Genomic DNA, 25,241 nt, shown 5'->3' with positions numbered 1-25,241 from the left:
ACGTTTCATTCGTCGGCGCTCCACGCCGGTTTACGCGCGATGCCCATTGCGGGCATCGCGCTTTTTTTTGCGTGCGCCGCGCGCACCCACGCGCGCACGAGCCGGGTCGAACGGGCGATTTCAGCGATGGGGGGATAATACGGCCTGACGTGTCCGGCGGACGGGCAAAAAAAAGCGCCACGGAGACCGTGGCGCTAAAAAAGTTCTAGCCATTCCGAGGGCCGTGCTAGAACCTGAGAGACTGCGCGAAACACCGTTGCCGGTTAAACTCCTGAAACGATGTTTCGAAAACGTGAGACATTCTTTCCGTTTCTGCCCGACAAGTCAAGCGGTATTTGCACCGGCTTCTGCACTTTCCGGCGATGCTGCCTTGAGCGTTTTCCTAATAAACCAAGGGTGAACCCGTAAAATCTCATCTAATGAACGATTCACCCATGGAACATGCATCTTTTGACAATCATCCTACAATACCAACAAAATTGAAATCGAGTTTCGGAAATAGAGAGAATCCCTCGTGTCGACACCTGTAACGCCTCCCGCGCCCCGAGACCGCGAATCGTCGCCGGACGAGATCACCGCGCTCGCGCGCGGCCTCGCCGTGCTGCGGCGCATCGCGGCCGCCGACGCCCCGGTCAGCAACCGCGAGCTCACCGAATTGACGGGCATCCCGAAGCCAACCGTGTCGCGCATCACGGCGACGCTCGTGAGCGCCGGCTTTCTGTTCCAGCTGCCGGACAGCGAGCGCTTCGTGCTGACCGCGTCCGTGCTGGAGCTCAGCCACGGCTTCCTGCGCAACTTCGACATCCGCGCGCGCTCGCGGCCGTTCATGATCGAACTCGCCGAGCGCACATCGCTGTCGGTGCATCTCGCGGTGCGCGACCGCCTCGACATGGTCGCGATCGACGTGATCCGGCCGCGCTCGGCCGTGCTCGTCACGCGCCTCGAGATCGGCTCGCGGATGGACATCGCGCGCACCGCGGTCGGCCGCGCGTATCTCGCGGCACTGGAGGACGACGAGCGTCGCGCGCTGCTCGACGCGCTGCGCGCGACGGCTGGCGACGACTGGCCGCACGTGTCGGCCCGCCTGACCCCCGGCGTCGAGGACGCGATGCGCGCCGGTCACGCGATCGCGATCGGCGAATGGCGCGAAGGGTTGAACGCGGTCGCGGCCGGCTTCGTCGGCCCGTCGGGCCAGCGCTATTCGGTGAACTGCGGCGGCGCATCCAGTCAATGCCCGCCCGAATGGCTGCAGGAACACGTGGTGCCCGCGCTGCACGAATGCATCGCCAAAATCACCCGCGAGATCGGCGGCGCGCCGGCCCGGCGCAGCGCCGTGTAATCGATCCGTCATCGCCCTGTCGCGTTCTGTAACGACCGTAACCCGTTGAAAGATAGACCACTGGACTGTAACGGGGACGGGACGTAGGATCATGCCCATCGTCGCGCCGCATTCGTGGCGCGCACCGCTCTTTTCTTTTCCCGCGCGGACCGCAAGGGCCCCGACCGAGCCGGCCCTGCGGCGCCGCTTGCCCACGCGCCGCCCCTGGGCCGCCTCCCGGCCCGCCGCGCCGTCTTCCTGACAGAACACGATGGACAACCAACACAAGCCCACGCCCCCTTCGAAGGAACCCGCCTCCACGGCCGCGCGCCGCCCGCGCCGCACGCTGGTGATCGGGACGCTCGCGATCGTCGTCATCGGCGGCTTGTTGTGGTGGCACCCGTGGAACCGCACGCCGGCCGACGCGCCGGCAGCGGGCGGCGCGGCCTCCGGCGCGAGCGCCGGCGGTGGCGGCCATCGCGGCCGAGGCGGCCCCGCCGCCATGGCGAACGTTCCGCAACCGGTATCGGTCGCGACCGCGACGCAGGGCGAGATGCCGATCGTGCTGTCCGCGCTCGGCACCGTGACGCCGCTCGCGAACGTGACGGTCAAGACGCAGTTGTCCGGTTATCTGCAGTCGGTCGCGTTCCAGGAAGGCCAGATCGTGAAGAAAGGCGATCTGCTCGCGCAGATCGACCCGCGCCCGTACCAGGTCGCGCTCGAGAATGCCGAAGGCACGCACGCGCGCGATTCGGCGCTGCTCGCGACAGCCCGCATCGACCTGAAGCGCTATCAGACACTGCTGTCGCAGGATTCGATCGCGTCGCAGACGGTCGACACCCAGGCGTCGCTCGTCAAGCAATACGAAGGAACGGTGAAGACCGACCAGGCCGCGATCGACTCCGCGAAGCTGAACCTCGCGTACGCGCGCATCACGGCGCCGGTGTCGGGCCGCGTCGGCCTGCGTCAGGTCGACCCCGGCAACTACGTGACACCGGGCGACACGAACGGGATCGTCGTGATCACGCAGCTGCAGCCGATGAGCGTGATCTTCACGACCTCGGAGGACAACCTGCCGCAAATCGTCAAGCAGGTAAACGCGGGCCAGAAACTGTCGGTCACCGCGTACAACCGCAACAACACGGTGCCGCTCGAGACGGGTTCGCTCGAAACGCTCGACAACCAGATCGACACGAGCACCGGCACGGTCAAGTTGCGCGCGACCTTCGACAACAAGGAAGGCCTGCTGTTTCCGAATCAGTTCGTGAACACGCGGCTGCTGGTCGACGTGATGCGCAATGCGACGATCGTGCCGACGGCCGCCGTGCTGACCGGCTCGATCGGCCAGTTCGTATACATCGTGAAACCCGACAACACGGTGACGGTGCGCAAGGTCAAGACCGGCCCGGTCGACGGCGAGCGCACGAGTATCGTCAGCGGCGTCGCGATCGGCGAGCGTGTGGTCACCGACGGCTCCGACCGCTTGCGCGAAGGCGCGAAGATCACGATCCCGGCCGACAAGCCGAAAGGCGCATCGGGCGCACACGGCGCCGGCACGGCGTCGGGCGCGTCGGCTGCATCGGGTGCGGCCGCCCACCGCGACGGACACAAGCACGGCGCGTCGCAGGCAGCGGCCTCCGCGGCCCGGTAACGCACGGGCCGCTCGATGAATCCATCCCGCCTTTTCATTCTCCGGCCGGTCGGCACCGCCCTCCTGATGGCGGCGATCATGCTGGCCGGTCTCGTTGCGCTGCGCTTCCTGCCGCTTGCGGCACTGCCCGAGGTCGACTATCCGACGATCCAGGTCCAGACCTTCTATCCGGGCGCGAGCCCGGAGGTGATGACGTCGTCGGTCACCGCGCCGCTGGAACGGCAGTTCGGCCAGATGCCGTCGCTGAACCAGATGTCGTCGCAAAGCTCGGCCGGCGCGTCGGTGATCACGCTGCAGTTTTCGCTCGACCTGCCGCTCGACATCGCCGAACAGGAAGTGCAGGCCGCGATCAACGCGGCCGGCAACCTGCTGCCGTCCGATCTGCCCGCCCCGCCGATCTATGCGAAGGTCAACCCGGCCGACGCGCCGGTGCTGACGCTCGCCATCACGTCGAAGACCTTGCCGCTCACGCAGGTGCAGGACCTGACCGACACGCGCCTCGCGATGAAGATCTCGCAGATCGCGGGTGTCGGCCTCGTCAGCCTGTCGGGCGGCAACCGGCCGGCCGTGCGGATCCAGGCGAACCCGACCGCGCTCGCGCAATACGGGATGAACCTCGACGATCTGCGCACGACGATCTCGAACCTGAACGTGAACACGCCGAAGGGCAACTTCGACGGCCCGACGCGCGCGTATACGATCAACGCGAACGACCAGCTCACCAGCGCAGATCAATACAACGATGCGGTCGTCGCGTACAAGAGCGGCCGTCCGGTGATGCTGACCGACGTCGCGAAGGTCGTCGCCGGCTCGGAGAACACCAAGCTCGGCGCGTGGGTGAACTCGGAGCCCGCGATCATCCTGAACGTGCAGCGCCAGCCGGGCGCGAACGTGATCGCGACCGTCGACGCGATCAAGGCGCAGTTGCCGAAGCTGCAGGAAACGCTGCCGGCCGCGCTCGACGTGCAGATCGTCACCGACCGCACGACGATGATCCGCGCCGCCGTGCGCGACGTGCAGTTCGAGTTGCTGCTTGCGGTCGCGCTGGTCGTGCTGGTGATGTACCTGTTCCTCGCGAACATCTACGCGACCATCATCCCGAGCCTCTCGGTGCCGCTGTCGCTGATCGGCACGCTCGCGGTGATGTACATGGCCGGCTTTTCGCTGAACAACCTGTCGCTGATGGCGCTCACCATCGCGACCGGCTTCGTCGTCGACGATGCGATCGTGATGATCGAGAACATCGCGCGCTACGTCGAGGAAGGCGATTCCGGCCTCGAGGCCGCGCTGAAGGGCTCGCGGCAGATCGGCTTCACGATCATCTCGCTGACGGTGTCGCTGATCGCGGTGCTGATTCCGCTGCTGTTCATGGGCGACGTGGTCGGCCGGCTGTTCCACGAATTCGCGATCACGCTCGCGGTGACGATCGTGATCTCGGCGATCGTGTCGCTCACGCTCGTGCCGATGATGTGCGCGAAGCTGCTGCGCCATTCGCCGCCGCCCGAAAGCCACCGCTTCGAGGCGCGCGTGCACCGCGCGATCGACTGGGTGATCGCGCGCTATGCGGTCGCGCTCGAATGGGTGCTGAACCGCCAGCGCTCGACGCTCGTCGTCGCGCTGCTGACGCTCGCGCTCACCGCCCTGCTCTACGTGTACGTGCCGAAAGGCTTCTTCCCCGCGCAGGATACCGGCGTGATCCAGGCGATCACGCAGGCGCCGCAGTCGATCTCGTACGGCGCGATGGCCGAACGCCAGCAGGCGCTCGCGGCCGAGATCCTGAAGGATCCGAACGTCGAGAGCCTCACGTCGTTCATCGGCGTCGACGGCAGCAACATCACGCTGAACAGCGGCCGGATGCTGATCAACCTGAAGGCGCGCGACGACCGCTCCAAGTCGGCCGCGCAGATCATCCGCGACCTGCAGCAGCGTGTCGCGAACGTGACCGGCATCACGCTGTTCATGCAGTCGGTGCAGGATCTGACGATCGACTCGACCGTGAGCCCGACGCAGTACCAGTTCATGCTGACGAGCCCGAACCCGGACGAGTTCGCGACATGGGTGCCGAAGCTCGTCACGCGGCTGCAGAAGGAGCCGTCGCTCGCCGACGTCGCGACCGACCTGCAAAGCAACGGCCAGTCGGTCTACATCGAGATCGATCGCGCGAGCGCCGCGCGCTTCGGCATCACGCCTGCGACCGTCGACAATGCGCTGTACGACGCGTTCGGCCAGCGCATCGTATCGACCATCTTCACGCAGTCGAACCAGTACCGCGTGATTCTCGAGTCGGAGCCGAAGGAGCAGCATTACGCCGAATCGCTGAACGACATCTACCTGCCGTCGGCGGGCGGCGGCCAGGTGCCGCTGTCGTCGATCGCGTCGTTCCACGAACGGCCGTCGCCGCTGCTGGTCGCGCACCTGTCGCAGTTCCCGTCGACGACGGTTTCGTTCAACCTCGCACCGGGCGCGTCGCTCGGCGAGGCCGTGAAGGCGATCGCCGCCGCGGAGAAGGACATCGGCCTGCCCGGCTCGTTCCAGACGCGCTTCCAGGGCGCGGCGCTCGCGTTCCAGGCGTCGCTGTCGAACCAGTTGTTCCTGATCCTCGCGGCGGTCGTCACGATGTACATCGTGCTCGGCGTGCTGTACGAGAGCTACATCCATCCGATCACGATCCTGTCGACGCTGCCGTCGGCCGGCGTCGGCGCACTGCTCGCGCTGATGATCACCGGACACGACCTCGACATCATCGGGATCATCGGGATCGTGCTGCTGATCGGCATCGTGAAGAAGAACGCGATCATGATGATCGACTTCGCGCTCGAGGCCGAGCGCGTCGAAGGCAAGCCGCCGCGCGAGGCGATCTATCAGGCGTGCCTGCTGCGCTTCCGGCCGATCCTGATGACGACGCTCGCCGCGCTGCTCGGCGCGGTGCCGCTGATCGTCGGCGCGGGCGCGGGCTCCGAGCTGCGCCAGCCGCTCGGGATCGCGATCGCGGGCGGCCTGATCGTGTCGCAGGTGCTCACGCTGTTCACGACGCCGGTGATCTATCTCGGCTTCGACAGCCTCGCGCGCCGCGTACGCGGCTGGTTCGAGCGGCACGGCCCCGGCCGCGACGCCGGCAAGCAAACGGGCGCGTAAGCGATGAACCTGTCGCGCCCCTTCATCACCCGCCCCGTCGCGACGACGCTGCTCGCGCTCGGCGTCGCGCTCGCGGGCCTGTTCGCGTTCATCAAGTTGCCGGTGTCGCCGCTGCCGCAGGTCGATTTCCCGACCATTTCGGTGCAGGCGTCACTGCCTGGCGCGAGCCCCGAGACGGTCGCGACCAGCGTGACGAGCCCGCTCGAGCGGCACCTCGGCTCGATCGCCGACGTCAGCGAAATGACGTCGACCAGCACCGTCGGCAACGCGCGGATCATCCTGCAGTTCGGGCTGAACCGCGACATCGACGGCGCCGCGCGCGACGTTCAGGCCGCGATCAACGCGGCGCGCGCCGACCTGCCCGCGTCGCTCAAGAGCAACCCGACCTACCGCAAAGTGAACCCGGCCGATTCGCCGATCATGGTCGTGTCGCTCACGTCGGAAACGTCGTCGCCCGCGAAGCTGTACGACGCCGCGTCGACGGTGCTGCAGCAGTCGCTGTCGCAGATCGACGGGGTCGGCCAGGTGTCGGTGAGCGGCTCCGCGAACCCGGCCGTGCGCGTCGAGCTCGAGCCTCACGCGCTGTTCCACTACGGAATCGGCCTCGAGGACGTGCGGGCCGCGCTCGCATCCGCGAACGCGAACAGCCCGAAGGGCGCGATCGAATTCGGCCCGAAGCGCTACCAGTTGTATACGAACGACCAGGCCTCGCAGGCGTCGCAGTACAGCGACCTGGTCGTCGCGTACCGCAACGGCGCGGCCGTGCGGCTGTCCGACCTGTCCGAGGTCGTCGACGGCGTCGAGGATCTCCGCAACCTGGGCCTGTCGAACGGCAAGCGCGCGGTGCTCGTGATCCTCTACCGCTCGCCCGGCGCGAACATCATCGAGACGATCGACCGCGTGCGCGCGGCGCTGCCGCAGCTCACCGCGTCGCTGCCGGCCGACATCACGGTGACGCCGGTGCTCGACCGCTCGACGACGATCCGCGCGTCGCTGAAGGACACCGAGCACACGCTTCTGATCGCGGTGAGCCTGGTCGTGATGGTCGTGTTCCTGTTCCTGCGCAACTGGCGCGCGACGCTGATTCCGAGCGTCGCGGTGCCGATCTCGATCGTCGGCACGTTCGGCGCGATGTACCTGCTCGGCTTCTCGATCGACAACCTGTCGCTGATGGCGCTGATCGTCGCGACCGGCTTCGTCGTCGACGACGCGATCGTCGTGCTCGAGAACATCACGCGCCACATCGAGAACGGCAAGCCGCGGCTGCAGGCCGCATTCGACGGTGCGCGCGAAGTCGGCTTCACCGTGCTGTCGATGAGCATTTCGCTCGTCGCGGTGTTCCTGCCGATCCTGCTGATGGGCGGCATCGTCGGGCGCCTGTTCCGCGAATTCGCGCTGACGCTGTCGCTCGCGATCGGCGTGTCGCTGGCCGTTTCGCTGACCGTCACGCCGATGATGTGCGCGCGGCTGCTGCGCGAGTCGCACGAGGTGCAGGAGGAAGGCCGCCTCGGCCGTTTCCTCGAGCGCTTCTTCACCCGGATGCAGCGCGGCTACGAGCGCTCGCTGTCGTGGGCGCTGCGCCGTCCGCTGCTGGTCCTGCTGATCCTGTTCGCGACGATCGGCCTGAACGTCTACCTGTATATCGTCGTGCCGAAAGGCTTCTTCCCGCAGCAGGACACCGGGTTGATGATCGGCGGCATCCAGGCCGACCAGTCGACGTCGTTCCAGGCGATGAAGCTGAAGTTCTCCGAGATGATGCGGATCGTGCAGGCCAACCCGAACGTGAAGAGCGTCGCGGGCTTCACCGGCGGCACGCAGACCAACTCGGGCTTCATGTTCGTCACGCTGAAGGACCGCACCGAGCGCAAGCTGTCGGCCGACCAGGTGATCCAGCAGTTGCGCAAGCCGCTCGCTGACGTCGCGGGTGCGCGTACGTTCCTGCAGGCCGCGCAGGACATTCGCGTCGGCGGCCGGCAGAGCAACGCGCAGTACCAGTTCACGCTGCTCGGCGATTCGAGCGCCGAGCTGTACAAGTGGGGGCCGCTGCTGACCGAGGCGCTGCAGAAGCGCGCCGAGCTGACCGACGTGAACTCCGACCAGCAACAAGGCGGCCTCGAGGCGATGGTGACGATCGACCGCGCGACCGCCGCACGGCTCGGCATCAAGCCCGCGCAGATCGACAACACGCTGTACGACGCGTTCGGCCAGCGTCAGGTCTCGACGATCTACAACCCGCTGAACCAGTACCACGTCGTGATGGAAGTCGCGCCGAAATACTGGCAGAGCCCCGAGATGCTGAACCAGGTATGGATCAGCACGTCGGGCGGCAGCGCGAACGGCTCGCAGACGACCAACGCCGCGGCCGGCACGTTCGTCGCGACCTCGGCCGGCACGTCGAGCGCCGGAACGGCCGCCACCAGCGCCGCGGCGATCGCGTCCGATTCCGCGCGCAACCAGGCGCTGAACTCGATCGCGTCGAGCGGCAAGTCGAGCGCATCGTCGGGCGCGGCGGTGTCGACGTCGAAGTCGACGATGATCCCGCTGTCCGCGATCGCGACCTTCGGCCCGAGCACGACGCCGCTGTCGGTCAACCACCAGGGGCTGTTCGTCGCGACGACGATCTCGTTCAACCTGCCGCCGGGCGTGTCGCTGTCGCAGGCGACCCAGGTGATCTACCAGACGATGGCGCAGATCGGCGTGCCGCCGACGATCGTCGGCAGCTTCCAGGGCACCGCGCAGGCGTTCCAGCAGTCGCTGAACAACCAGCCGATCCTGATCCTCGCGGCACTCCTGGCCGTCTACATCGTGCTCGGTATCCTGTACGAGAGCTACATCCACCCGATCACGATCCTGTCGACGCTGCCGTCGGCCGGCGTCGGCGCCCTGCTCGCGCTGCTGCTGTTCAAGACCGAGTTCAGCATCATCGCGCTGATCGGCGTGATCCTGCTGATCGGTATCGTGAAGAAGAACGCGATCATGATGGTCGACTTCGCGATCGACCAGACGCGCAACGGCAACAAGTCGTCGCTTGATGCGATCCACGAGGCGTGCCTGTTGCGCTTCCGGCCGATCATGATGACGACGATGGCCGCACTGCTCGGCGCGCTGCCGCTCGCGTTCGGCAACGGCGACGGCGCCGAGCTGCGCGCGCCGCTCGGGATCGCGATCGCCGGCGGCCTGATCATGTCGCAGGTGCTGACGCTCTATACGACGCCGGTCGTCTATCTGTACATGGACCGGTTGCGCGTGTGGGGCGACAAGCGCCGCAGCCGCCGCGGCACCCCGGGCGGACCGGCGGTAGCGGGCGAGTAAGCGGGTAACGGCAAGCGGCCGCATAGGGCCGCCGCTTGACGGGCTTGCACACCGGCCGCGATCGGCTATCGTGTGTCCATGCCCACCCTCGCGCCCCTTCCCGGGGACCTGCCATGAACGTCCAGCTGAACCATACGATCGTCTGGTGCCGCGACAAGCACGCGTCGAGCCGCTTCCTCACGGAACTTCTGGAACTGCCGGCGCCGACGCCGTTCGGCGCGATGCTGGTCGTCCAGCTCGACAACGGCGTGTCGCTCGATTTTTATGAAAAAGAGGGGGAAATCACGGTCCAGCACTATGCGTTCCTGACCGACGAGGCCGGCTTCGATCGCGTGTTCGCGCGCATTCGCGAGCGCGGACTACCGCACTGGGTCGACCCCGCGAAGCGGCAGCCCGGCGACATCTATCGCCACAACGGCGGGCGCGGCGTGTATTTCGATGATCCGGACGGCCACTTCCTCGAAGTAATGACGCAGCCATACGTGCTGAACGGATAACGGAACGCGTCGGCCGGCAGGCACCGGCCAACGTGGCGGCGCGGGCGGCGCCCTCGGTCGGACACCGCCCCGCCGTGACGCCGTTACTCGGGGGCAGCGGCCGTCTTGCGCGGGCGACGTGCGCGGGTCGCCGTCTTGCGAGCCGGCTTCTTCGGCTTGGCGCCGGTTGCCGTTTCAGCGGCCGCTTCAGCGGTCGATTCGACAGCCGGTGCTGCTTCGTGTGACGGCTGCGCGGCAGCCGTCGACACGCCGTACTCGCCGACCGTCGGTGCCGCGTGCTGTGCCGCGACGTGCCGGTCCTCGCCGTGCTCCGCGTCGCGATGGGCCGCTTGGGCATGCTTCTCACCGCCGTGCTTCTCACCGCCGTGCGCGGCCTCGTCCGGCTTCGCCGCCGCGTGACGGCCGGCGCCCTTCGCATCGCCGCCCTTCTTCGCGCCGGTCTTCTTCGCCGCGCTCTTGCGCGCGCGCTTGCGACCGTCCTTCGCGTCGCCGTGCGTCTCGGCCGCTTCATTCGCTTCGGCCGTCGCCGCCGGCACGACGGCCGCGTCGGTCACGACGTCGACAATGTCCGCCTCTTCGGCATCGATCCGCACGCTTTCGTGAACGGCCGCTTCCGCACGCTGCCCGCGATGCCGCGGCTCGCGCTCGGCCGGTGCGGCTTCCCCGTGGCGCCCGCCGTGACCTTGCTGCGCGCCACCCGTTTCACGCGCCGCCACCGGCTCGGCCGCCGCGGCGGACTGGCGCGGCCGCGACACGAACGCGCCCGACTTGTCGTCGCGCCCCACCTCGAGCAGGCCGCGCGCCTGCGCTTCGTCGAGCAGGTTGCCGAACGCACGGAAGCCGTAATACGACTCGTTGAAGTCGGGCTTGCGGCGCTTGATCGCGCTCTTGAGCACCGACGCCCAGATCTTGCCGACGTCGTCGCGCTCCGATGCCAGCGCATCGAAGGTCTCGACCGCGAGCGCGATCGCCTCGCTCCGGCGCACTTCCAGCTCCGGCTTGCGCGACGGCTCGTCGGCGCGCTTCGCGCCGCCGTTGCCCGTGCGCTGCTGTTCGCGTTTCGCCAGCGCGCGCTGCTGCTCGCGCACCAGGTCGTCGTAGAAAATGAATTCGTCGCAGTTCGCGACCAGCAGGTCCGACGTCGACTTCTTCACGCCGACCCCGATCACCTTCTTCGCGTTCTCGCGCAGCTTCGACACGAGCGGCGAAAAATCCGAGTCGCCGCTGATGATCACGAACGTATCGACGTGCGACTTCGTGTAGCAGAGGTCGAGCGCGTCCACGACGAGCCGGATGTCGGCCGAATTCTTGCCGGACTGGCGCACGTGCGGAATCTCGATCAGCTCGAAGCTCGCCTCGTGCATCGACGCCTTGAAGCCCTTGTAGCGCTCCCAGTCACAATACGCCTTCTTCACGACGATGCTGCCTTTCAGCAGCAGCCGCTCCAGCACGGGCTTGATGTCGAATTTCTCGTACTTCGCGTCGCGCACGCCGAGCGCGACGTTCTCGAAGTCGCAGAACACGGCCATGCTGACGTTGTCCAGGGGTAATGCCATGTGTACTCCAACCGGTTGGTCGCCGCGTTGTATTGCGTAGCGGCGAAAAATGCATCGCGCACATGATAGCCGGTCGGCGGGTCGATTCCGCCATCCATGCGCGCGAGCGCGCGGATAACGGGTGCCGCGCCGGTCGTTACGGAGCGGTACCGCCCCAATTACCCGCGCGCCGCCTCCCCAAATCGACATACACTTGAGTATCGGTCGTCCGTCCCTATCTGGGAGGATGACGCATCGCGCAAGGAGCGGTTTCATGACGACGAAGGTATTGCTGATTGGCGCGACCGGCCGCACGGGCCGGGCCTGCGCGGATCTGCTGCTCGAGCAGCCGGAATTCGAGGTGACTGCGCTGGTGCGCCGGCACGGCTATGCGCTGCCGGGCGCGAAGGTCGTCGAGGCCGATCTGGCGGGTGATTTCTCGCACGCGTTCCAGGGCATCACGCACGTGATCTACGCGGCCGGCTCGGCGGAATCGGAAGGCGCCGCCGAGGAGGAGCAGATCGACCGCGACGCGGTCGCGCGCACGGCCGAGCATGCGCTCGCCTACAACGTGCAGAAGCTGGTCGTGATCAGCTCGCTGAGCGCGTACTGGCCGGAGCGCAGCGGCGACGCGCTGCGCCACTACTCGCAGATGAAGCGCGAAGGCGACGAGCGCGTGATCGCGTCGGGCATCGACTACGTGATCCTGCGCCCCGGCCCGCTCGCGGACGGCCCGGGCGTCGGCAAGATCGCGCTGACCGAGGAGCCGCTCGACCCGGCGCCGCCGGTGTCGCGTCAGGATGTCGCATGGGCCGCGATCGAAGCGATCAAGCTCGGCATTTCGCGCAAGGTCATCGGCTTCGTCGGCGGCAGCGTGCCGATCGAACAGGCGTTGCGCGCGTAACGCACGCCTGCGCCGCCCCCGGGCGGCGCGATTCGTCGTGCCGGCGGCCCGCGATGCGGGCCGCTTTGCTGCGGGCTCACTGGCTGCGGCTTACTGCTTCGGATGCGCGTCGGCCCACGCCTTCACCGCGCCGAGCGTGTTCTCGACATGCTTGTCGGGCGACAAGCTCGTGTATTCGTACAGCACCTTCCCTTCCGGCGAAATCACGTAGGACACGCGATTCGCGCGATCGAGCGCGGGCAGCTTCGCGTCGTATTCGCGGATGATCTTCGCGTCCGGATCGGCCGCGACCGGGAACTTGCTGCGGCACTCGCTCACCGAGAACTTCGTCAGCGTGTCGATGTTGTCCGCGGATACGCCGATCACCGTCGCGCCGTAAGCCTTGTAACGATCGACCGCATCCGCGAACGCATGCGCCTCGATCGTGCAACCCTTCGTGAACGCAGCCGGGTAGAAGTACAGCACGACCGGCCCGTGCTTCAGCGCATCGGCCAGCGAGTACGTGTAAGTCTTGCCGCCCAGCGACGCCTGCGTCGTGAAGTCGGGCGCCGTGTCGCCCGGCTTCAGTTGCGCCTGCGCGACCAGCGCATGACCGGCCACCAGCAGCGCCGCCGCGGCGCCCACCAACAGTTTTCGCTTCATCTGCGTCCTCATTTCTTATAAAGTCAGCCTCGATGTAGGCCACACCGGCGTTCGCCTGTCGAACGCCGGTGTGCACGATCCGGTTCGGCGGCAGCGCCAGCCGCGACCAACCGGTTAAAGATTCCGCGCAGTCTGCCGTTATTCCTCCCGGACAGCCGGTTCCAGCCCTTCACGTCAGCGAGATACATGGAAGCCAACAGGAAACAGACGCCACGCAAGGGCTCCTGGCGCAATGCCTTGCATACGCTGCGCCGCTTCGCCTGGTCGGGCGGCGCGCTGATGCCTGCGCGCGCCGGCGCGCCGCGCCGCGACGACACCGTGCGCAACTGGCTGGAACAGACGGTCGGCACGGTGGATTTCCTCGCTCATGTCGACCGCGAGCTCCGCTTTCTCTACGTGTCCGACGCGAGCCTGCGCTTCATCGGTTATCACCGCGATTACCTGCACACGCTGACGCTGCGCGACCTGATCGCGGAACAGGATACCGCGGCGCTCGAAGGCCTGCTTGCGCGCGCCGCGCGTTCCGGCCAGGTCGAGAAGGCGACGATGTGCATCGTCAAGTCGCTCACCTATCCGCTCGACGTCGAGATCCGTGCGTTCAAGAGCCGCCATCACGGCGTCGACGGCTTCGCGATCGCCGCGTTCGACGTGTCGGCCTGGCGTGCGCTCGAGGCGCGCCTGACGTACGAGATGCACCACGATCCGATGACGGGGCTCGACAACCTGTCCGCGCTCGTGCCCGCGCTGATGCGCGTGCAGCAGGCCGCCGACGAAAGCGGCACCTGCGCGGCGCTGCTGCTGCTCGACCTTGACGACTACCAGCGCATCAACCGCGCGCTCGGCTACGACGCGGGCGACACGCTGCTGCGCGACACCGCGCAGCGACTGCAGGCGCTCGTCACGCCCGGCGAGCAGCTCGCGCGCGTCGCGAGCGACAAGTTCGCCGTCGTGTTCACCGCGCCGGACCGCACGCGCGCGAGCAATGCCGCGGATGCGCTCGCGCGCCGGCTGCAGGCCGCGGTGCGCGAACCTTATGCATACCAGGGGCAAACCGTCCACCTGTCCGCGAGCATCGGTATCGCGCTGTACCCGGACGAACGCGCCGCGCCACATCGCGCGCAGCATCACAGTCCGCTGCTGCGCCGCGCCGACCATGCGCTCGCGCAGGCCAAGGCGTCCGGCGGCAATGCGCTCGCATTCCATGAGCCGGTCGACGATCCGGCCGACGCGGAACGACTGAAGCTCGAGGCCGACCTGTACGACGGCGTGCGCAACGGCGAGTTCTCGCTGCACTTCCAGCCGATCACGCGCAGCCAGTCGGGTGCGGTGGACGGCGTCGAGGCGCTGATCCGCTGGCGTCATCCGGTGCACGGCCTCGTGCCGCCGGCGACCTTCATTCCGCTCGCCGAATCGATCGGCCTGATCAACTATCTCGGCAACTGGGTACTCAAGGCCGCGTGCATGCAGCTCGTCGCCTGGGATCGCCAGGGGCTTGCGCTGCAGTATGTGGCGGTCAACGTGTCGCCGCAGCAGTTCCGCGACCCGCGTTTCACGCAAAGCGTGCGCGAGGCGATCGCGTTGACGGGCATCGACCCGCGCCGCATCGTGCTGGAAATTACCGAAAGCCTGCTGATGCACGACCCCGCGCAGGCGAAGGGGCTGCTCGAGGAGCTGACCGCGCTCGGCATCCGCTTCGCGATCGACGATTTCGGTACCGGCTATTCGAGCCTTGCGTACCTGCAGCGCTTCCCGCTCGCAAAGCTGAAGATCGACCGCAGCTTCGTCGAGAACCTGCTGACGTCGCGCAACGATCGCGCGATCGTGTCGGCGGTGGTCGGCCTCGCGCAGACGCTGGATCTCGAACTCGTCGCGGAAGGCGTCGAGACCGAGGCGCAGCGCGAGCTGCTGACCGAGATGGGCTGCAATCACATCCAGGGCTGGCTCGTCTGTCAGGCGCTGCCGTCCGAGGAGCTCGCACGGCGCTTCGAGGCGCAGCAGCTGCGCCTGCACGCCGCCTGACGCGCGCGGCGAACCGGATAGATCCGTATGTCAATCACCGCACACCTGCCCCGCACCGCGCTGCTCGACAAGCTGTGGGCGCGGATGAACGAACGGGGCGACTTCCCGCTGCTGTCGGAGTCGCTGCGCGCGACGATGGCCGCGATGAAGAACGACGATCTCGACTTCACCGCGCTCGTGCGCGTCGTGCTGTCTGATTTCGCGCTCACGCAGAAAGTCCTGCGGCTAGCCAACTCCGCGATGTACATGGCGTTCGGCGGCAACATCACGACCGTCACGCGTGCGTTGATGGTGCTCGGCATGGACACCGTCGGCCATCTCGTCGTCGGGCTCAAGCTCGTCGACCATTTCCATCACAGCACGCCGCGCCGCATCGACGCGAAGCTCGAGTTGAACCGCGCGCTGCTGTCCGGTTGCGTTGCCCGCAAGCTGACCGAGCATGCCGAGTTGCGCGGCGGCGAGGAAGCCGTCGTCTGCACGCTGATGCGTCAGGTCGGCAAGCTGCTGGTGGTCTGCTATCTCGACAGCGAATGGGACCGGATCCGGCGCCGCGCCGCCGAGCTGAACGGCGACGAAGCGGCCGCGTGCGTCGACGTGCTGGGTGTCGGCTTCGACGAAATCGGTCTCGAGGCCGCCGCGAGCTGGCGGCTGCCCGACGTGATCCGCGCCGGCATGGCCGACGGCGACGGCGGCAGCGCACACGCCGCCGGCGGCGACGAGGACGACATCGACGCAGACCGCCAGCGGCCGCGCGACGCGTGCGTCGACGACAGCCCCGGCCGCGTGCGCTGGCTGCGCGCGGTGAGCCGCTGCTCGACCGATGTCGCCGGTGCGCTCGCGATGCCCGCGGGCCCGCAGCGCGATGCGCGTATCGCGGCGCTCGCGCAGCACTACGGGCAGGAGCTGGACATCGATGCCGACGCGCTGGTGGAAATCGCCGACCGGCTCGCGCGCGAGGAAGCGAGCGACACCGTGATGCGCGAGATCGTCGAGCTGCGCGCGAACGCCGACGCGATCGCGCGGGCGCAGCCCGAACCCGAGGCATGCCTCGAAGCCGGCCTCGCGGACCTGCGCGCGCTGCCGTCCGAGCACGTGCTGACGCCGGTGCTCGCGCTCGCGTCGGAAAGCCTGCTGGCGGGCCTCGCGTTCACGCGCACCGTGATGTTCGTGCGTCGTGAAGACGGCGCGTTCGCCGCGCGGCTCGGCTTCGGCCCGGACGTCGACGCGGCGCTCGACCGGCTGTGCTTCGACGAGCGCTTCGAGCCGGACGTGTTCCATCTCGCGATCACGAACTCGGTCGGCATCTTCATCGAGCAGGCGCAGGACCCGAAGATGATGAAGCGCCTGCCCGCGTGGTATCTCGATGCGCTTCCCGACACGCGCGCGTTCGTGCTGCTGCCCGTACGCGTCGGCACGAAGACCGTCGGCCTGCTGTACGGCGATTGGGCCGGTGCGCAGCCGGCGCGCAAGATCACGCAGCAGGAGATGAGCGTGCTCAACGAGCTCGCGCGCGAACTGGGGCGGTTCTTCCCCGCGTAACGCGAGCGGCGCCCCAAAAGCAAACCGGCCGCGAAAGCGGCCGGCTGCATCGTGCGACGGATCGAAACGCTTACTTGAGCGTGACCGGCACGCTGAAGTACTTCTTCGCGAGGTTGTCGATCGTGCCGTCGGCCTTCAGTTCCTTCAGCGCCTGATCGAGCGCCGTCTTCAGCGCCGCGTCGTTCTTGCGCAGGCCGAAACCGACGCCCGAGCCGAGGATCTCCGCATCGCTGACCGTGCCGCCGGCGAAGCCGAAGCCCTGGCCTTGCGGCTTCGACAGGAAGCCCTTCGAGCCCGCTTCCGAATCCTGGAACGTCGCGTCCAGACGGCCCGACTTCAGGTCGGCGTAGGCCAGGTCCTGCGTCTGGTACGGCACGACGTCGACGCCGGCCGGCGCCCACTTCTTCTTCGCGTACGCTTCCTGGATCGTGCCCTGCAGCACGCCGACGCGCTTGCCTTTCAGCGCTTGCGGGGTCGGCAGCAGGCCGCTGCCCTGCTTCGCGATCAGCTGGTTCGGGATCGTGTAGATCGGATCGGTGAACGCGATCGCGTGCTTGCGCTGGTCGGTGATCGTCATGTCCGAGTTGATCGCGTCGAACTTGCGCGCCTGCAGCGCGGGGATCAGGCCGTCGAAGTCGTTCTCGACCCACACGCACTTCGTCTTCAGCTTCGCGCACACCGCGTTGCCGATATCGATGTCGAAGCCGGTCAGCTTGCCGTCGGGCGTCTTGTATTCGAACGGCGCGTACGAGGCTTCGACGCCGAACCGGATCTCCTTCAGATCCGCAGCCATCGCGCTGCCTGCCGCCACGGCCGATGCCGCCACTACCGCATGCGCGGCCACTTTACGCCAATCCAACTTCATCAGGTGTTCTCCTCGATACTCGAATGTTCCGGAACTACGGGCGCATGCATCATTGCAGGGTCGGATGACAACCACAATGCCGATGCCGCGCCTTGATGCGGCGCAACAGCCGCAAGGCCGCGATTGTACCAATCCGCGCGGCCCGATACGGCAAAGCGGCCGGCGGCGCGCGATGCTGCGCTGCGTGCGCGACGACGGCCGGATGCGCCGTCGAACTTGCAAGACGATGTCGCAAATACGCAAGGCTCGACGCGCGGGCCGTCTGCGCGGCATGCGGGCGTCGACGCCATTCGGGGGATGCTGCGGGACGGCGCACGGGCGACGGGACGGATCACTGTCGCCGCGCGCAGCCGATCTTCCGTCAGACGAGTGCGGCAAGCGTCTCGCGCGTCGTGTCGACGACGAGCAGGCCCGCGCGCAAACCCGGCTTCACGGTCGGATTCGGAAATACGATGCGCTCCTCGTCGTGCTTCACCGTGTAGCGGTAGTCGCCGTCCTGCGCGAGCACGGTGCCGCGCGCGAACGCGGTGAAGTTCGCGACGTCGGCCGCGACGAACAGCTCGAGCGCGTCGCTCTGCTTCGTGATCTGGTCGATCACGGTGAACATGCGCGGCAGCGGCGCGTCGACATCGCGCGGCGCGCCCGAAACGAGCTTGCGCACCGCATGATCGGCCGGCGCGAAGCGCGCCAGATCGTTCTGACCGAACGGCCGCACCTTGCCGAGTTCGAGCGTGCACGCGAGCGCGCCGCAATGCTCGGCCGTGTAATGCGAATACGTATTGCCCTTCGCGGTATGCAGCAGCACGGCCGCGATGCGCGCATCGCCGAGCCATTCGACCATCGCGCGCGTCGGCGGCGTGCCCGTGTGCGGCAGCAGCGCGAACTGCTCGAACACCGATGCGCGGATCGCAGTATGCATGTCGATGTGCCAGCGCACGCTGCCCGCCGGCGCAGCCGCGAAGAACGCGGCGGCCGCCGCTTCGAGCTGTGCCGCGCGCGGCGCTTCGCGGCTCGCCGGCACTTGCGCGTGACGGCCGCTGAACAGGCGGTTCAGGTCGTCGTCGAGATACCGTTCACCGCCGCGCATCGCCGGCACGTTGCCGAGCACGACGAGCAATCGGCACGCGAGCGGCAGCGTGCCTGCCGCGAGGTCGCGCACGAGCATCGACAGCAGCTCGATCGGCGCGGTCTCGTCGCCATGCACGCCGGCCGACACGAGCACGCTGGCCGCGTTGGCGTCCCGCTCGGCCAGCGCCGGCTCGAACTTAAGCAGCCCGTCGCCGAGCCATTGCCAGCGCACCGCACCGCCTGCGCACGCGCCGTCCGTCACGGGCGGGGCGTCGCCCGCGAGCGTGAATGCGAGGAAATCGTCGAGCAGCGCGGCGGCCGGCATGCGGGACTCAGCGCTGGAAGTCATACAGCGACCCGACGCGCAGGATCTGCGTGAGCTCGTCGAGCGCCGTGCGCGATTCGTCGAGCAGCGTCGGATCGGCGAGGTCTTCCGGTGCGAGACGGTCGCGGTAATGCTTTTCGATCCACGCGTCGAGCGACGCGAACAGCGTGTCGTTGATCCACACGTTCGACGTGACGGCCGCGCGCTCGGCGTCGTTCAGCACGACGCGCAGGCGCAGGCACGCGGGGCCGCCGCCGTTCTTCATGCTTTCGCGCAGGTCGAACACGAGCACGTCGCGGATCGGGCCGTTGCCGGCCGCGAGCTGATCCAGATATGCGGCGACGTTCGCGTTCTCGCGGCACTCCTGCGGCACGACGAGCACCTGCGAGCCGTCCGCGCGCGACAGCAGCTGGCTGTTGAACAGATACGACGTGACCGCGTCGTTCACGCTCACGGCCGCATCGGGCACCTCGATCACGTTCAGCCGCGCGCCGCGCGCGTCGAGCGCGGCCGTCAGCGTGTCGTAGATCGCCTGCTTGTTGACGAACGCGCGCTCGTGCGTGAACAGCGTATCGCGGTTGCCGACCGAGATCACGTCGTTGTGGAACACGCCTGCATCGATCACGTCCGGATCCTGCTGCGCGTAGACCGTCGCCGTCTCGGCGAGACCGTGGCGATGCGCGACCGCGCGGCTCGCCTCGAAGGTCTGGCGCGCCGGGAAGCGCTTCGGCTCCGGGCCGCGGCGATATTCCGCGCGGCCGTACACGAAGAACTCCACGCCCGGCTTGCCGTATTCGGCACAAAAGCGCGTATGGTTCGCGGCGCCTTCGTCGCCGAGTGCCGGCGTGCCCGTCAGCGCCTCGTGCACCGCGAAGTGCGCCGGATCGGCGAACAGCGTCGACAGCGTGCGGCGCGTCGCCTCGTGCTCGATCGCGCGATGCAGCTTGCTGCACAGGTTGGCCGGCGTGAAGTGCACGCGGCCGTCGCTCGTGTCGGCCGACGGGCTGACGGTCGCCGCGTTCGCGGTCCACATCGCCGATGCCGAGCTCGCCGCGGCGAGCAGTTCGGGCGCCTGCTTCGCGGCCTTCGCGATCACGTCCGCGTCCTTGCCGGTGAAGCCGAGCTCGCGCAGCAGACGCAGCGACGGACGCTCCTGCGGCGGCAGCACCCCTTGCGCGAAACCGAGATCCGCGAGCTGCTTCATCTTGCGCAGCCCCTGCTTCGCGGCGGCCTTCGGGTTCGCGGCCGACTTCTCGTTGTTGAGCGACGCCACGTTGCCGAACGACAGCCCGGCGTAGTTGTGGGTCGGGCCGACGAGCCCGTCGAAATTGGCTTCTTGTGCGTTCATCGTCGTTCCCTCGATCAGAAATGCAGGCCCGGCGACAGGCTCGCGGGCAAGGTCAATTCGGTGCTTTCCACCGACGCCATCGGATACGCGCAATAGTCGGCCGCGTAGTACGCGCTCGGCCGATGATTGCCCGAGCGGCCCGTGCCGCCGAACGGCGCGGCGGACGATGCGCCGTTGGTCGGGCGGTTCCAGTTGACGATCCCCGCACGGATCGTGCGGCGGAAGTGGTCCCATGCCTTCGCGTCGTCGGCCAGCAGGCCGGCGGACAGGCCGAACGCCGTGTCGTTCGCGCGCTCGATCGCTTCGTCGAACGTCGCGTAGCGGACGATCTGCGCGAGCGGGCCGAAATGCTCTTCGTCGGGCAGGTCGGCCACGCCGGTCACGTCGATGATCGACGCATTCACGAAGCCCAGGCGCGGATCGCGCTGCGTCATCGCGATGACCGGCTTCGCACCCTGCTCGATCAGGCGCGACTGCGCGTCGACGAGCTTCGCGGCTGCGCGTGCCGAAATCACCGCGCCCATGAACGGCTGCGGATCGGCGTCGAACACGTCGGCCGTGATCTTCGACGTGACGTCGGCGAAACGTGCGAGGAAGCGGTCGCCGAACGCGCCGTGCGGCACAAAGATGCGGCGTGCGCACGTGCAGCGCTGGCCGGCCGACAGGAACGCCGACTGGATCGTGTGATGCACGGCCGCGTCGATGTCCTCGACTTCGCCGATCACGAGCGGATTGTTGCCGCCCATCTCGAGCGCGAGCACGATTTCCGGACGCCCGCCGAACTGCTTGTGCAGCAGCGTGCCGGTGTCCGAGCTGCCGGTGAAGAACAGCCCGTCGATCTGCCGGTGATTCGCGAGCGCGATGCCCGTGTCCTTCTCGCCCTGCACGAGGTTCAGCACGCCGGCCGGCAGCCCGGCTTCCTGCCACACCTCGACCGTCGCGCGCGCGACGCCCGGCGCGAGCTCCGACGGCTTGAACACGACCGTGTTGCCCGCGATCAGCGCCGGTACGATATGGCCGTTCGGCAAGTGGCCGGGGAAGTTGTACGGGCCGAACACCGCGACGACGCCGTGCGGACGATGGCGCAGCACCGCGATGCCGTCGGCCATCTCCTGGCGCTTCTCGCCGGTACGTTCCTGGTACGCCTGGATCGAGATGCCGACCTTCGCGGCCATCGCCGCGACTTCGGTGCGCGCTTCCCACAGCGGCTTGCCCGTCTCGCGGCCGATCGCGGTGGCGATCGCTTCCTTGCGCTCGGTGAGCAGCGCCGCGAAGCGCTTGACGATCGCGCAGCGCGATTCGAAGTCGAGTGCCGACCAGCCGGCGAATGCGCGGCGCGCGCTTGCCACCGCGCGATCGACGTCGGCCGCCGATGCGCTGACGCCCTGCCAAGCGACAGCGTCGGTGCCCGGGTTGCGCGAAGCGAAGACGGGGCCCGAGCCTGCGACCCAGGCGCCGTCGATGAAGAGTTCCGTCATGATTCGTTTATCCCTGTTTGACTTTGAGCGGCAGCACGCGGACCGGATCGCCGGCCTTCACGTCGAGCGCGGCGGCATCGTCGGCCGACAGCACGAACGCGCCATTCGCGACCACACCCGGCGCGACGCCGACACGGAAATCGCCGAGCGACGTATTCGACACGAGCGACTTCGGAGCGTTTTCGCTGGCGTCCGGCACGCCGATCGCAACGGGCACGACGACGCTCTCGCGCACCGTGCGCAGGTCGTTGACGTGGCATTCGAGCACCGGGCCAGCGTCGAAGATGTCGACGTGGTTCTGGTAGCGCAGCCCTTCCGCCTCGAGCATCTTGCGGGCCGGCAGCGTGTCGCGGTGCGTGAGGCCGACCGCGTCCTGCGCATCCTGCGGGAGCAGGTCGACGTACACCGGATAGCGCGGCATCAGTTCCGCGAGGAACGACTTGCGACCGTGCGAGCTCAGATAGTCGGCCGCGTTGAAGTCGATCTGATAGAAGTGCGAACCGACCGCACGCCAGAACGGCGACGTGCCGTCCTCGTCGAAGTGGCCGCGCAACTCCGCGCAGATGCGTTCCGGAAAGCGCTCGCGGAACTGCGCGATGAACATGAAGCGCGAACGCGACAGCAGGCCGCCGACGCCGCCCGTGCGATAGCGCGGGCTCAGGAACAGCGAGCACACTTCCGCGTAGCCCGTCAGGTCGTGCGAGATGTTCAGCGCATGCATCCGCGTCCACACGCCGAGCTCCTGGCTCGCATGCACGACCGTGCTCACGCGGTAGTTGTAGAACGGCTGTTCGAGACCGACCTGCGATTCGATCCCGCACACGCCCGCGATGTCGCCCGTCTTCGATTCTTCCATCACGAAGAAGTAGCCGGCTTCCCCCGGCGCGGCTTCGCCGTGGAGCGTGCGGCGCGTGCGTTCGATGCGCGCGGCAAGCGCGTCGCGATCGGGCTTGAACGTGGTCAGGCCCGGCCCGGTTTCCTTCGCGAGCGACACGAGCGCGTCGACGTCGCCCGTTTGTACGACCCGAACGACGATCATGCTGCGTCTCCCTTCATGTCTTCTTCGTCGCGGCGGTGCAGCGGCACGCAGCGCACGACGTCACCATCCTTCACATCGAGCGCCGCGCGCACGTCACCGGCCAGCGGCGCATGGGCGCCCCGCGCGTCGGCCGTGTCGCCCGGCAGGTCGGCCAGCACGCAGCGGAACGATTCGCCGCTGCCCGTCGACACCATGTATGCGACGTCGCCCTGCTGGTGCGCCGCTTCACGCACGATGCGCTCGGCGCCATGCTTCACGCACGCGGTGCGATCGACCTGCGCGGTCAGCACCGGGCCCGCGTCGAAGATGTCGACGAAGCGGTCCGGCTCGAAGCCTTCCTCGAGGTGAATGTCGTACGCGAGCAGTGCGGATTCGTTCGGCTCGCCGAGCACGCGCTGTGCGGCTTCCGGCAGGAGCGGCACGTAGAGCGGATACGCGGGCATCACTTCCGCGATGAACGTGCGGCTGCGGCCGCCCGACGCGATGTCGACGTCGGTGAAGTCGCGGCCGAAGAACTTGCGGCCTACCGCTTCCCAGAACGGCGATGCGCCCGTGGCGTCGCTCACGCCGAGCAGCAGCGTGAACACTTCCGGCGTGAAGCGGCGGCGGTTCGCGGCGATGTACATCATCCGCGCGCGCGAGATCAGGTGCGCGGCCGCGTCGCCGCGCAGCGACGGATCGACATAGAAGCCGGCCAGCCGGCTCTTGCCGGTCAGCTCGTGCGACATCGTAAGCGCGTGGATCTTGCGGTTCACGTGCAGCTCGCGCGACGCGTGGATCAGTGCGTCGTTGCGGAACGCATAGAACGGCTCCGAGTAGCCGGCCGCGGCCACGATGCTCGCCGTGCCGAGCAGCTTGCCCGTCGACGAATCCTCGAGCACGAAGAGATAGAACTCCTCGCCGGCGAAGTCGACGTCCGCGCGAAACGAATCCTCGGAGAGCGCCACGCGCGCTTCGAGCGCCGCGCGGTCGTGCGGCAGCGAGTGCAGGACCGGCTGCGCGGTGCGCGCCATGTGCGCGAGCGCATCGAGATCCGTGAGTTTGCCGGGGCGAACAAATAGCATCGTCGTTCCTGTCTGCGATGGGCGCGCCGATCAGCGCGCGGGGGCTTCCTGGGCCGCGAGCACCTGCTCGACCGCCTTCTCGAAGCGCTTCACGCCTTCGTCGAGCAGGTCGAACGGAATCACGAGCGACGGCACGAAACGCAGCACGTTCGGGCCCGCAATCAGCATGATCAGGCCGTTCTCGGCGGCCGCGGTGACGAAGTCCTTCGCACGGCCGTCGAATGCGGCGGTGAGTTCCGCGCCGACCAGCAGGCCCTTGCCGCGGACTTCCTTGAAGATGCCGAAGCGTGCGTTGATGCGTTCCAGCGCGCCCTTCAGTCGCACGCTGCGTTCGCGCACGCCTTCGAGCAGGGCCGGGTCGCCGATCAGCTCGACGACCTTGTCCGCGATCGCCGATGCGAGCGGGTTGCCGCCGTACGTCGTGCCGTGCACGCCGACCTTGAAGTGCGCGGCCAGCTCGTTCGTCGTCAGCATCGCGCCGATCGGGAAGCCGTTGCCGAGCGCCTTCGCGGTCGTGAGGATGTCCGGCGTGACGCCGGTGTCCATGTATGCGTAGAACTGGCCCGTGCGGCCGACGCCCGTTTGCACTTCGTCGAAGATCAGCAGTGCGTCGTTGGCGTCGCACGCTTCGCGCAGTGCCTTCAGGAAGGCCGGATCGGCCGGGATCACGCCGCCTTCGCCCTGCACCGGCTCGACGATCACCGCGCAGGTTTGCGGGCCGATCGCGGCCTTGGCGGCTTCGATGTCGTTGAACGGCAGGTGCTTGATGCCGGCCGGCACCGGGCCGAAGCCTTCCGAGTATTTCGGCTGGCCGCCGACGCTGACCGTGAAGAACGTGCGGCCGTGGAACGACTGGACGAACGAGACGATTTCGTATTTGTCAGCGCCGTGGCGGTCGAATGCAACGCGGCGTGCGAGCTTCAGGGCGGCTTCGTTCGCTTCGGCGCCCGAGTTCGCGAAGAACGCGCGGTCGGCGAAGGTCAGCGATTCGAGGCGCTTCGCGAGGCGCAGCACAGGCTCGTTCGTGTAGCCGTTGCCGATGTGCCAGAGCTTGCGGCCCTGTTCGTCCAGAACCTTCAGCAGTTCCGGATGGCCGTGGCCCAGCGACGTCACCGCGATGCCGCACGCGAAATCCACGTATTCGCGGCCGGCCGTATCCCACACGCGCGAGCCCTCTGCACGGTCCGGCACGAACGGCGCGGGAGAAAATACCGGCACCATCACTTCATCGAATGTCTGGCGGGTCACGGTCGAGGTCGTCATGGTCGTTCCTTTCGGTTTCGTAAGAGGGTTCAACAGGATCAAGTTTAGGTAAGGGTGGCGCAAGCGTCTTGCGGATTTGCGACGGGTTCTATCGGAAGCGGTTGGGTCGCCTTATTTTGCCCTCCCGGCGGGGGCTGTTTTGTCGGGGGCTTTATTTGGGGTCGTTTGGGTGGTGCGCTTTTCGTTGACGTGAAGCACCTGTGATCGTGTCGGTCTATTAGCGTCGCCCCTGCGCGGGG

At 67.6% G+C, this 25,241-nt stretch carries 17 protein-coding genes; 8 read left to right on the top strand and 9 right to left on the bottom strand.

Annotated features, from left to right (window positions below):
• Positions 1-514: 514 nt before the first annotated feature.
• The 5 genes from WI26_RS05535 to WI26_RS05515 all read left to right on the top strand — a co-directional run bounded on the left by WI26_RS05535 (position 515) and on the right by WI26_RS05515 (position 9,913).
• The gene (locus WI26_RS05535) at positions 515-1,339 is read left to right on the top strand and encodes an IclR family transcriptional regulator (protein ID WP_059467128.1); all 825 of its coding nucleotides are present in this window, start codon (positions 515-517) and stop codon (positions 1,337-1,339) included.
• 250 nt (positions 1,340-1,589) lie between these two features.
• Positions 1,590-2,969, top strand: coding sequence for an MdtA/MuxA family multidrug efflux RND transporter periplasmic adaptor subunit (locus WI26_RS05530; RefSeq protein ID WP_069225398.1), 1,380 nt, complete (start codon positions 1,590-1,592; stop codon positions 2,967-2,969).
• Between the two features lie 15 nt (positions 2,970-2,984).
• A complete protein-coding gene (locus tag WI26_RS05525; protein WP_059510950.1) occupies positions 2,985-6,104 on the top strand; it encodes an MdtB/MuxB family multidrug efflux RND transporter permease subunit in 3,120 nt (1,039 codons plus the stop codon).
• 3 nt (positions 6,105-6,107) lie between these two features.
• The gene (locus WI26_RS05520) at positions 6,108-9,416 is read left to right on the top strand and encodes an efflux RND transporter permease subunit (protein ID WP_069225397.1); all 3,309 of its coding nucleotides are present in this window, start codon (positions 6,108-6,110) and stop codon (positions 9,414-9,416) included.
• Between the two features lie 113 nt (positions 9,417-9,529).
• Positions 9,530-9,913, top strand: coding sequence for a VOC family protein (locus tag WI26_RS05515; protein ID WP_069225396.1), 384 nt, complete (start codon positions 9,530-9,532; stop codon positions 9,911-9,913).
• Positions 9,914-9,996: 83 nt separating this feature from the next.
• Here the strand turns inward: WI26_RS05515 and WI26_RS05510 are convergent, their stop codons facing one another.
• Positions 9,997-11,469: an NYN domain-containing protein gene (locus WI26_RS05510; protein ID WP_069225395.1), complete on the bottom strand. Its 1,473-nt coding sequence runs from the start codon at positions 11,467-11,469 to the stop codon at positions 9,997-9,999.
• 253 nt (positions 11,470-11,722) lie between these two features.
• Here WI26_RS05510 and WI26_RS05505 point away from each other — a divergent pair, with 253 nt between their 5' ends.
• On the top strand, positions 11,723-12,352 hold the full coding sequence (locus WI26_RS05505; protein ID WP_059467134.1) for an SDR family oxidoreductase: 630 nt from the start codon (positions 11,723-11,725) through the stop codon (positions 12,350-12,352).
• Between the two features lie 90 nt (positions 12,353-12,442).
• Here the strand turns inward: WI26_RS05505 and WI26_RS05500 are convergent, their stop codons facing one another.
• The gene (locus WI26_RS05500) at positions 12,443-12,994 is read right to left on the bottom strand and encodes a peroxiredoxin (protein ID WP_069225394.1); all 552 of its coding nucleotides are present in this window, start codon (positions 12,992-12,994) and stop codon (positions 12,443-12,445) included.
• A 279-nt stretch (positions 12,995-13,273) separates the two neighbouring features.
• On the opposite strand from WI26_RS05500, the gene cdpA reads away from it, so the two are divergent.
• Both cdpA and WI26_RS05490 read left to right on the top strand, forming a co-directional pair.
• Positions 13,274-15,013 (top strand): cyclic di-GMP phosphodiesterase CdpA, encoded by a 1,740-nt coding sequence (gene cdpA, locus WI26_RS05495; protein WP_208604132.1) that lies wholly within the window; start codon positions 13,274-13,276, stop codon positions 15,011-15,013.
• A gap of 27 nt (positions 15,014-15,040) precedes the next feature.
• The gene (locus WI26_RS05490) at positions 15,041-16,552 is read left to right on the top strand and encodes an HDOD domain-containing protein (protein ID WP_069225392.1); all 1,512 of its coding nucleotides are present in this window, start codon (positions 15,041-15,043) and stop codon (positions 16,550-16,552) included.
• Positions 16,553-16,622: 70 nt separating this feature from the next.
• On the opposite strand, the gene WI26_RS05485 is transcribed toward WI26_RS05490, so the two are convergent.
• The 7 genes from WI26_RS05485 to WI26_RS05450 form a co-directional block, all read right to left on the bottom strand.
• A complete protein-coding gene (locus WI26_RS05485; RefSeq protein ID WP_059467138.1) occupies positions 16,623-17,417 on the bottom strand; it encodes an ABC transporter substrate-binding protein in 795 nt (264 codons plus the stop codon).
• Positions 17,418-17,778: 361 nt separating this feature from the next.
• Positions 17,779-18,810: a succinylglutamate desuccinylase gene (gene astE, locus WI26_RS05475; protein ID WP_208604131.1), complete on the bottom strand. Its 1,032-nt coding sequence runs from the start codon at positions 18,808-18,810 to the stop codon at positions 17,779-17,781.
• Positions 18,811-18,817: 7 nt separating this feature from the next.
• Positions 18,818-20,158 (bottom strand): N-succinylarginine dihydrolase, encoded by a 1,341-nt coding sequence (gene astB, locus WI26_RS05470; RefSeq protein WP_059594468.1) that lies wholly within the window; start codon positions 20,156-20,158, stop codon positions 18,818-18,820.
• Between the two features lie 14 nt (positions 20,159-20,172).
• Positions 20,173-21,636 carry a succinylglutamate-semialdehyde dehydrogenase gene (gene astD, locus WI26_RS05465; RefSeq protein ID WP_069225389.1) on the bottom strand — a complete coding sequence of 488 codons (1,464 nt, stop codon included), beginning with the start codon at positions 21,634-21,636 and terminating at the stop codon, positions 20,173-20,175.
• Between the two features lie 7 nt (positions 21,637-21,643).
• Complete coding sequence (gene astA, locus WI26_RS05460) at positions 21,644-22,675, bottom strand: arginine N-succinyltransferase (protein WP_059510941.1); 1,032 nt, start codon at positions 22,673-22,675, stop codon at positions 21,644-21,646.
• Positions 22,672-23,739, bottom strand: a complete 1,068-nt coding sequence (gene aruF / locus WI26_RS05455; protein WP_069225388.1) for an arginine/ornithine succinyltransferase subunit alpha — start codon at positions 23,737-23,739, stop codon at positions 22,672-22,674. The genes astA and aruF overlap by 4 nt, the downstream gene beginning before the upstream one ends.
• Positions 23,740-23,769: 30 nt before the next feature.
• Positions 23,770-25,002: an aspartate aminotransferase family protein gene (locus WI26_RS05450; RefSeq protein WP_069225387.1), complete on the bottom strand. Its 1,233-nt coding sequence runs from the start codon at positions 25,000-25,002 to the stop codon at positions 23,770-23,772.
• Positions 25,003-25,241: the final 239 nt, after the last annotated feature.

Origin of the sequence: Burkholderia diffusa (genome assembly GCF_001718315.1) — a bacterium.
In the GTDB taxonomy this organism is placed as follows: domain Bacteria; phylum Pseudomonadota; class Gammaproteobacteria; order Burkholderiales; family Burkholderiaceae; genus Burkholderia; species Burkholderia diffusa_B.
The sequence above is the reverse complement of the archived record's forward strand: the minus strand, read 5'-3'. Positions and strand labels throughout refer to the sequence as shown.